This is a genomic window from Planktotalea sp., from assembly GCF_039984035.1.
Classification (GTDB): Bacteria; Pseudomonadota; Alphaproteobacteria; order Rhodobacterales; family Rhodobacteraceae; genus Planktotalea.
In genome coordinates this window covers 1-9,257 of the sequence record NZ_JBDWVM010000283.1, presented here as the reverse complement: position 1 = coordinate 9,257, position 9,257 = coordinate 1, and the positions used below count along the sequence as shown (strand labels likewise).

The 9,257-nt window shown below is 54.5% G+C and carries 8 protein-coding genes and 1 pseudogene; 1 reads left to right on the top strand and 8 read right to left on the bottom strand.

Annotated features, from left to right (window positions below; translation table 11 throughout):
* From ABJQ89_RS12955 to ABJQ89_RS12920, 8 genes and pseudogenes are all read right to left on the bottom strand, one after another.
* A pseudogene (locus tag ABJQ89_RS12955) lies at positions 1–428 on the bottom strand (heme lyase NrfEFG subunit NrfE); the annotation flags it as partial.
* A 129-nt stretch (positions 429–557) separates the two neighbouring features.
* On the bottom strand, positions 558–1,148 hold the full coding sequence (locus ABJQ89_RS12950; RefSeq protein ID WP_348496631.1) for a holin family protein: 591 nt from the start codon (positions 1,146–1,148) through the stop codon (positions 558–560).
* Positions 1,139–1,765: a holin-associated N-acetylmuramidase gene (locus ABJQ89_RS12945; protein ID WP_348496630.1), complete on the bottom strand. Its 627-nt coding sequence runs from the start codon at positions 1,763–1,765 to the stop codon at positions 1,139–1,141. Before ABJQ89_RS12945 ends, ABJQ89_RS12950 begins: the two co-directional genes overlap by 10 nt.
* Before the next feature lie 73 nt (positions 1,766–1,838).
* On the bottom strand, positions 1,839–2,285 hold the full coding sequence (ccmE, locus tag ABJQ89_RS12940; protein WP_348496632.1) for a cytochrome c maturation protein CcmE: 447 nt from the start codon (positions 2,283–2,285) through the stop codon (positions 1,839–1,841).
* Between the two features lie 24 nt (positions 2,286–2,309).
* Entirely contained in the window at positions 2,310–3,338 is a 1,029-nt protein-coding gene (argC, locus tag ABJQ89_RS12935; RefSeq protein ID WP_348496629.1) for an N-acetyl-gamma-glutamyl-phosphate reductase, read from the bottom strand.
* Between the two features lie 31 nt (positions 3,339–3,369).
* A complete protein-coding gene (locus tag ABJQ89_RS12930) occupies positions 3,370–4,182 on the bottom strand; it encodes an aspartate/glutamate racemase family protein (protein ID WP_348496628.1) in 813 nt (270 codons plus the stop codon).
* A gap of 37 nt (positions 4,183–4,219) precedes the next feature.
* Complete coding sequence (locus ABJQ89_RS12925; RefSeq protein ID WP_348496627.1) at positions 4,220–5,092, bottom strand: lysophospholipid acyltransferase family protein; 873 nt, start codon at positions 5,090–5,092, stop codon at positions 4,220–4,222.
* 90 nt (positions 5,093–5,182) lie between these two features.
* A complete protein-coding gene (locus ABJQ89_RS12920) occupies positions 5,183–8,584 on the bottom strand; it encodes an indolepyruvate ferredoxin oxidoreductase family protein (protein WP_348496626.1) in 3,402 nt (1,133 codons plus the stop codon).
* Positions 8,585–8,748: 164 nt separating this feature from the next.
* Between ABJQ89_RS12920 and ABJQ89_RS12915 the strand changes: the two genes are divergently transcribed.
* Positions 8,749–9,257: LysR family transcriptional regulator (locus ABJQ89_RS12915; protein ID WP_348496625.1), on the top strand; the 509-nt coding region annotated here is incomplete at its 3' end.

The following is a 9,257-nucleotide window of genomic DNA, read 5'->3' as shown; positions in this document are numbered from 1 at the left end:
GTGAAGAGGATAAAAGCGAAGAACGCAACAGCAATGGCGGACTGAACCGCCAGAACACGGGCGCGCAATGTGGGTGGTAGGTTTGAGCCAAACCAAGCAGCGCAGGCGCCAAATAAGGTGACGATCAAGACCCACAACAGCATCGAGCCTTCGTGATTGCCCCAAACACCGCTGATTTTATAGAGCATCGGCTTGGCCGAATGCGAATTCAGCCATACGAGCCTCAGAGAAAAGTCAGAGGTAACAAAAGCATAGGTAAGTGCGGCAAAAGAAAAGGCGGTGAACAGAAACTGCATTTTGGCAGCGGGTTCGGCCAAAGCCATCCAACCGTACCACAGCTTGTGCGCGCCAATAAGCGGGATGATTGCCTGAACAATCGCGATGAGAAACGCTAGGATCAGCGCAAAGTGACCGAGTTCTGTAACCATACCCGTGGGTATAGAGCGCCGCCCGCCCTTGGCCAACGGTTTTTAAGGGTATCCGCGGTTCACATTGTCGCGGGGGGCGTGGTGCGTGCAATCACGCACTCAACGGGCAACGCTGTAAGGTGTGTGGTTTCACGCACCGCGCGCCCAGTCTTGCAGAGCAGCGTTTTCAGGAAAATCTGAATGCGAGGGTTGAGACAACGGCGGTTCAGCACGAACTGGTTTTACAGGCAGCTGCGGTTCAACCGCTTGCGGGGCTGCGATGTCATTGAGCGTTTCGATATTCCGCATCACGGTTGGCGCAAGCGCGACGCTGGCAGCAATTTGCTTTTGGAACTGTTGGTTTTTGAGCTGATGTCTTGCGCCGAAGTAAAACGACACAATCGCACCAAGGAGCCACCACAGCGGTTCTGGCACCAGTGCGATCCCTTGCATGCGGCTTGCGAACCAAATCGGATCAACCATCGCAGCGCCGAACAAGCCGAGTGTACCAAGCGCCATCGCGGGTCTGGGAATGCGATTGAGCGCATCCATGAACCGATCAAACAGCCCCCGATTGGCCGCCTGAAATTCACCCGAGAACTGCGTCAGTGCGCCAGCGCGCATCGCTGCTTCGCGCACTGCCCCTTTTTCCGCGTTTTCGACAAAGACTTCTGCGGTGTCACGAATGATGTTTCCACCATTGCCAAACAACGTTCCGAAGATGCGATCAATCAGGCCCATTTTGCGATCCTTTGTTGAAATTGCGCTGCTGTCAGGTGGTATTTCGCGGCCATGAAATGTTCCGCCCGCGTGATCCAACCGCCTCTTCCACCAGAACGCGTGCGCGCGTATTTCCGGCTCGCCGCGCGCTTGTCCGCGAGGCGGAAATAATAGTTGCGCCGCTCAATCGCATAAGCATCGGCAAAAAACTGAGGCGCCGCATCAAAGGCGCGGGTCGCGGCAGCAATCGTCATAGGGCCTATCGCGCCATCAACTGAGCACTCAAATCCCATCTTCGTGCAAAGGCGCTGTAAAATCTTAACCGCGTTGTTACCCGCGTTCACATACATATCGAACACACTGGATTGGATCGCTTTAGGCAATTGCGCGATCTTAGGCTCAACGAAATAGTGTTTCAGAAAGATGTCCACGGCTTGCTCGCGCGTCAAACGACGCACGTCACTGGCAGTGATCGCCCCGTCCCCTGTCAGATCAAGGCCGAGCCGGCGCATCGTATGAATGGTCACACCGAAATTCGTCGCACCGCCCGGATCATCAGGATCGTTGACGTAGCCCCCTTCGCGCTGAACGATTTCATGCGCGATTTGCGTCACGCTGTCATTCGTCTCAAATGCCATTGTTTTCTCCAACACAACTTGAATGTCGGTAAAACTGGCGCGCGGCGGTTAAGAACGGCCTAGCTGATCGTTCTTAACTTTCCTCAGGTTCTTGATACACACCTTGCTCTTTCAAAGTGTCTACGACCTCTTTAGGCATATAAGTTTCGTCATGTTTCGCAAGGATTTCAGAAGCTTCAAAGGTGCCGTTGATGTAGCGACCTGTGCCGATCATACCTTGTTCTTCCTCAAACAAGTCAGGCAAAACCCCAGTAAAGGTCACTGGTACGCTGGCCAAACCATCGCGCACGACAAAGCGAATTTGCTCGCCGTCGCCGCGCTGAATTGATCCTTCTTGTACCAAACCGCCCATGCGAAACACTTCGCTTTGCGCGGGCGGTTGCTCCAAAACTTGGCTCGGCGAGCGATAGAGATTGATCCCGTCACGCATCGCATAGCCAATTAAACCCGTCGACAAAACCAAAGCAACAGCAGTCAACGCAACGATCTGAATGCGTCGCTTTTTCTTGAGCCCTGTCATTGCCATAGTGTTATCTCCGTCAGCTTACGGGAAGCACGGCGCCAACATCAGCCCCGCTGTCTCCTCCAGACCTAACATGAGATTGGCATTCTGCAAGGCTTGGCCACTGCTACCTTTTGTCAGGTTATCCAGCGCCGCTACAACGATTGCGCGCCCTTCGATCCGATCACCCGTCACGCCGATATGACAAAAGTTCGAGCCGCGCACGTGATGAGTGCTTGGCGTTTCACCAAGGGGCAGAACTTCGATAAATGGCTCGTCTTTGTACTGCGCAACCAAAGCATCGTGGATCGCCTGCGCCTCGCCCGACACATAAGTCGTCGCCAGAATACCCCGGTTCGCAGGTATCAAGTGCGGCGTAAATTGAATGCGCACGTCTTTGCCAGCGAGCTTGGAAAACTCCTGATCAAATTCGCCCAAGTGGCGATGTGTGCCGCCCACGGCGTAGGCGTTCGTGCCCTCTGACAGCTCCGCATGCAGCAGATTTTCCTTAAGGCTCCGCCCCGCTCCAGACACGGCGCATTTCAGATCGAGGATGATATCCTCCAATCCGATCACACCTGCTGCAATAAGCGGACGCAGCACAAACTGGCCCGTTGCCGCATTACAGCCAGTGCCGGCCACGAGCCGCGCATTTGCGATCTCCTCACGGTAGAATTCAGTCAGGCCGTAGATTGCCTCACCTTGAATATCGACCGCACTGTGCGGGTTGCCATACCATTTTTCATACTCATCCGGGTCCCGCAGCCGGAAGTCAGCGGACAGATCAACGATCTTCAGATCACGCGGCAGCGCTGCAATGACCTCTTGGCTCGTCTTATGGGGCAGCGCGCAAAACGCCAGATCGATATCCGCAAAATCGATATCCGCAATTTTCACCAGATCGGGCATATCCAAGTGACGCAAATGCGGGAAAACCTGCGCGAGCGGCTGACCTGCTTTTCGCTCGCCTGACAGCGCTTTGATGGTCATAGACGGATGCGTGGCGATCAGCCGGATCAATTCAGCGCCTGTGTAACCGGACGCACCAAGGATTGCGATATTCTGTGTCATGTCATTGTCTTTCTATAGAAATTTCTTTTGCTTAGGCTTTTTCAAAAGAGATTTCTCGTCGCATAAATTGTGTCGCCCGCGTGCTCACATGCGCAGGATCACCTGTTGTGAAATAGCGGTGCGTTTTGCCGGAGCCCATGAAATCAGGCCGCCGCGTGATATAGTCAGCAAGGCTTTCGGCCACGAGGCTGGCTTGCGAATAAACGCTCACATCCGCGCCTAATGCGGCCTGAAACTGCTCCTGCATCAATGGATAATGCGTGCAGCCAAGGATCGCCGCTTGCGGTTTCGGCATCTTACGCTTGAGCGCATCAACATGGCTGCTCACCAAGGCTTCAGCCAAGATCATATCGCCATCTTCAATGGCATCAACAACGCCGCCGCAGGCCTGCGCCTCGACGTCAACGCCAACCGCGCGGAACGCGAGTTCACGTTGGAAGGCACGGCTGGCCACAGTAGCAGGCGTCGCGAACAGCGCAACAGAAGAGACAGCGACTTCGCGCGGCGGTGAATTATCGCCCCACTGACGCTCTGTCAGTGCTTCAATAAGCGGCACGAAAACGCCAAGCACGCGCTTGCCCTCGGGCACGCCCGCCTCTTGCATGCGGCGCAGCGCAGCAGCAGATGCTGTGTTGCAGGCCAGAACCACAAGGTCGCAGCCGTTTTCCCAGAGGTATTCCACTGCTGATTTGGTCAGCTGATAAATGTCTTCGGAATCGCGCACACCGTAAGGGGCATGGCCGCTGTCCGCATAATAGACAAAAGGCACGTCCGGCATACGGGCGCGCACAGCATCCAAAACGGTTAAACCGCCAAGACCACTATCGAAAATCCCTACTGCCATGTCTGCTTCCTTTACCTAAACGGCGCAGGTTACAGTCCTACGCACGATGCTTTTCTTCAAACTCAAACCCATAACGCGTCGCGTCAAGGGGCCTTGGGGATAGCTCATAAGTGGATTGTCGCAAGAAATCCATCATTGCGCGCGCATCTTTTGATCGTGCGTCAATTTCTGCCGGATCAATAGGCGCGCCGATAGCAACGCGTACTGGTTCATCGACGCGTTTACGAAATTCTTTGATCAACAACCCAAGGCGTAACGTGTTGTGCAAATGGCTCGCGATTTGGAACATGCGGCTGGTGTGCCCATCAAAGTAAAGCGGAACAACCTGCGCATTTGATTTCGCAATCAAACGGGCCGTAAACGCACGCCAACCGGGATCAAGCGGCATCCCAAGCGGGCGTGCAGCCGTCGAAACCGTACCGCCCGGGAAAATACCAACCGCGCCGCCCTGCCCGAGATATTCAAGCGCCGTTTTGCGGGTTTGCAAGTTCAGCTTCATCGCCTCTTTCGTTTCATCGAACGAAATAGGCAGTGTGATGCGATCCAGCTCTTCCGCCTTTTGGAAAACGCTATTCGCCATAATGCGAAAATCTCCGCGCGCCCGTGACAGGATCAACCCCATCATCATACCATCCAAAATGCCGTAAGGATGATTAGCGATCAAAATCACAGGACCGGTCTTGGGAATATTGCTCAACGATCCAGACATGACATCTAAGGTCAGACCATAGCGCTGGGTCATCACTTCCCAGAAATCAAGGCCATTGGCCACGTCCAGCTCATAGCCTTTGGCGCGGCGGATAAGTCCAATCCGACCTGTCGAATTTTCCATGACCCGCACCATCGCGCGCCCCGCGCGTGTCTTGGCGGAATGCGCATAGGTGATTTCTTTTGCGACATGATTGCGCATGGGACGGCCCTGTTTCGAATACTGCTAGCGCTGATGTAATGGCACAGTTTTGTAAACGCAACGTAACCGCCCTGCTAAAGTGTCGGGGCGTTACTCTGCCGCAGCTGCCATGTCGGTTCCCCCCGCGCGAATGACGCTCAGCAACTCTTCCCGTCGCTTCGCAGCTTTCGCTTCATTCGCCTCTTTCACAGGTCCGAAGCCACGGATCGACAGTGGCAATTCAGCCAGTGCAACGACCGCATCTTTAGTTGCCGCGTCCAGCTTACCCAGCACCTCTTTCATGTCGCTTTCAAATTGCGTGATCAAAGCGCGTTCCATTTTGCGTTCAGCCGTGCGCCCGAAGGGGTCAAACGGTGTACCGCGCAAGCCCTTCAGTTTTGCCAGCATTTTGAAGCCGCGTAGCATGCCCGGTCCGAATTGCTTTTTCATCGGACGCCCGTTTGAACCCATTTTTGAAAGCATTGGCGGCGCAAGATGGTAGCTTAGCTTCAGATCACCTTCAAAGGCTTCAGCCGCTTTTGCAGCCGTATCGAGATGCAACCGTGCGACCTCATATTCATCCTTATAACTCAGAAGTTTATGATAGCCTTTCGCGACTGCCTCTTTCACAGCTTCATCCTGAATAGCATCAACAACTGCGCGGTATCGTTTCGCCAAATTCGCGTTTTGATAGGCTGTCAAATGATCCGCGCGGAAGGCAATCTTCTCTTCCAAACTCTTTGGCAGATGAACAACCGAAGGCGCGCTGACGTTGTTTGCTTCTTCTGGGAAGAGCACGGCCCAACGACCCACTTCAAAGGCGTAGAGGTTCTTCTCAACAGCCGCGCCATTCAGACGAATAGCCTCCTGCAGCGACTCAAGCGTCAAAGGCAGCAATCCACGCTGCCAAGCCGCACCAAAGACCAACATGTTAGAGAAAATCGCATCGCCCAGCACCACGCGCGCCAGATCAGAGGCATCAAACAAATCAACCGCATCACGCAGGCGCGCAGTGAGCGCCAGTTCCAACTGTTCAGAAGGCAGTTTGAATTCTGTATCGCGGGTAAAGTCACCGGTGATAATTTCGTGATTGTTCACGACTGCGCCTGTCTGACCCTCTTTCGTTAATCCCAAAGTAGAAGACCCTGCACTGACGACCAGATCACCACCAATCAACGCATGTGCTTCACCCGTTGCAACGCGGATCGCGGAGATGTCTTCAGGCTTGTTCGCCAAGCGGCAATGAATATGCACAGCGCCGCCCTTTTGCGCGAGACCCGCCATTTCCATCATGCCAGCGCCCTTGCCATCAAGCTGCGCCGCCTGCGCCAAAAGCGCGCCGATTGTGACAACGCCCGTACCGCCAACGCCCGTGATCACGACGTTATGGGTGCCATTGATTGTCGGCAGTTCTGGCAGTGGCAGGTCAGGCAGGTTCAACGTTGCTGTCGCCGCCTTGCGCGGTGTTGCCCCCTCAACCGTCACAAAGGACGGGCAGAATCCATTCACACAGGAAAAATCCTTGTTGCAGCTGGATTGATCAATCGCGCGTTTGCGGCCCAATTCCGTTTCATGGGGAACGATGGAGACACAGTTGCTTTGCACACCGCAATCACCACAGCCTTCGCAGACATCAGGGTTGATGAACACACGCTTATCAGGATCAGGGAATAGTCCGCGTTTACGACGGCGACGTTTCTCCGCCGCGCAGGTTTGAATGTAGAGGATGATAGAGACGCCTTCGACCTTGGCAAACTCTTCCTGAACACGCTGCATTTCTGCGCGCTCGTACATTGGCATGCTTTTTGGAAAGGCGCCGAGCGCGACATCTTCCTTCTCATCATAGACAATGGCCATGTTTTTGATGCCCATCGCATCAATCTCGCGGGCGATGCGCACCGCATCAAGCCCACCTTCGTTGCCCTGACCACCTGTCATCGCAACCGCATCATTGTACAGGATTTTATAGGTCATCGTGGTGCCAGCCGCGACAGCTGCGCGTATGGCTTGGATGCCACTGTGGTTATAGGTGCCATCGCCAAGGTTTTGGAAAACGTGCTCCCGCTTGGAAAATGGCGCTTCACCAATCCAGTTCGCGCCCTCACCGCCCATGTGAGTAAACCCAAGGGTATCGCGGTCCATCCACTGCACCATGAAGTGACAGCCAATACCGGCATAGGCGCGGCTGCCCTCGGGCACTTTGGTTGATGAGTTATGCGGACAGCCAGAGCAGAAATACGGCAAACGCGCAGCGAGTTGCGGAGCGTTGTCTGCGCGGCGCGCTTCTTCAAGCTTCGCTAGCCCTGCCTTCGCACCGCTGGTGCCGCAGCCCTCGTCCTCAAGAATTTTACCTAGGTTTTCTGCGATGTTCACCGGATCGAGCGCACCGCGTGTCGGGAACAGTTCTTTGCCTTCAATGCGTTCGCCATAAACACGGCGCCCACGACGATCATCAAAGAGCGCTTCTTTAATCTGAACCTCGATCAACTTGCGCTTTTCTTCAACGACGACGACAACATCGAGCCCTTCCGCCCATTCGTTGAAGCTCTTCATATCAAGAGGCCAAGTCTGGCCAACCTTATAGGTCGTCAGGCCAATGCGCTCTGCTTCGGCTTCGTCAATATTGAGCAACGACAGTGCATGGGTGAGATCAAGCCAGTTCTTACCAGCGGCCACAAAACCAACCTTAGCGCCCGGTTTGCCCCAAACCCGCTTGTCCATCTTATTGGCACGGCTGAATGCCTCTGCCGCATGACGCTTGTAATCAAGCAAACGCGTTTCTTGTTCGTGGCGGTCATCCACAAGGCGAATGTTCAAACCACCCTCTGGCATTTCAAACTCAGGCTCAACAAAATCCAAACGATAGGGATCGCCATCTACAACCGACGTCACCTCAACCGTGTCTTTCATCGTCTTGAGACCGACCCAGACGCCAGCAAACCGCGACAGGGCAAAGGCGTAGAGACCATAGTCCATCATTTCCTGCACGCCAGCGGGGCTGACCACAGGCATGTAGGAATCGATCATTGCGAATTCGGATTGGTGCAAAACAGTGCTGGATTCACCTGTGTGGTCATCGCCCATCGCCATGACAACGCCGCCATGTTTGGACGAGCCTGCCATATTGGCATGTCGCATCACATCGCCGGTGCGATCCACGCCCGGACCCTTGCCGTACCAAAGCCCAAAGACACCATCAAAGCGCCCTTCCCCGCGAAGCTCTGCCTGTTGCGATCCCCAAAGCGCGGTCGCGGCGAGGTCTTCGTTCAAACCATATTCAAACTTCACATCGACCTTGGAGAGGAATTTTTCAGCGCGGCTCATTTGGAGATCAACGGCGCCAAGCGGCGATCCGCGGTAACCGGTGACATATCCCGCCGTGTTCAGACCAGCCTTCGTATCGCGTGCCTTCTGCATCAACATAAGACGCACAAGCGCCTGTGTACCGTTCATCAGGATCGGCGATTTCTCAATATCGAACTTATCGTTCAATGATGTTTTTTGCTGGCTCATATCTGTTCCTCCCAAGGCGCGCGATTGCACTAGCTGACGCAACAATAGGTCATAAAAGCTGACCTGTATAGAAGAATTTTCCCCGCGCCATGACGTTGATGTGTAAGCTGCTCTCATGTAGGGCTGAAAACCCTATAATATATTAACCACAGGAACCTGCCGAAATGGACTGGGATAAGCTTAGAATTTTCCACGCAGTCGCCGATGTCGGCAGTTTGACCCATGCTGGTGACACCCTGCATCTGTCTCAATCTGCGGTTTCCCGACAGATTCGCGGCTTGGAAGAAAGCCTGAACACCACCCTCTTTCATCGCCATGCGCGCGGGTTGATTCTGACCGAACAGGGCGAGCTGTTATTTGACGCCACGACAGCCATGATCAAACGTCTTGATGCGGCCGAAGCGCGGATCAAAGACAGCGAAGAAGAAGTCTTTGGCGAACTGCGCGTTACCACGACGACCGGCTTTGGCTCCCTCTGGCTCGCGCCGCGCTTGCCGCACCTTTATGACAAGTATCCCGATCTCAAGATTGATCTGATGCTTGAGGAAAAGGTCCTCGACCTGCCCATGCGCGAGGCCGATGTGGCCATCCGCATGAAAGAACCAAGTCAAGCTGACCTCATCCGAAAACGTCTAATGACCGTTCACATGCAGCTTTATGCCTCCCCTGCCTA

Bases quoted from the DNA above. Each gene is read 5' to 3' on its own strand.
- ABJQ89_RS12950 (WP_348496631.1), bottom strand. From the start codon at position 1,148: ATGGGCCTGATTGATCGCATCTTCGGAACGTTGTTTGGCAATGGTGGA.
- ABJQ89_RS12945 (WP_348496630.1), bottom strand. From the start codon at position 1,765: ATGGCATTTGAGACGAATGACAGCGTGACGCAAATCGCGCATGAAATC.
- ccmE (WP_348496632.1), bottom strand. From the start codon at position 2,285: ATGACAGGGCTCAAGAAAAAGCGACGCATTCAGATCGTTGCGTTGACT.
- argC (WP_348496629.1), bottom strand. From the start codon at position 3,338: ATGACACAGAATATCGCAATCCTTGGTGCGTCCGGTTACACAGGCGCT.
- ABJQ89_RS12930 (WP_348496628.1), bottom strand. From the start codon at position 4,182: ATGGCAGTAGGGATTTTCGATAGTGGTCTTGGCGGTTTAACCGTTTTG.
- ABJQ89_RS12925 (WP_348496627.1), bottom strand. From the start codon at position 5,092: ATGCGCAATCATGTCGCAAAAGAAATCACCTATGCGCATTCCGCCAAG.
- ABJQ89_RS12920 (WP_348496626.1), bottom strand. From the start codon at position 8,584: ATGAGCCAGCAAAAAACATCATTGAACGATAAGTTCGATATTGAGAAA.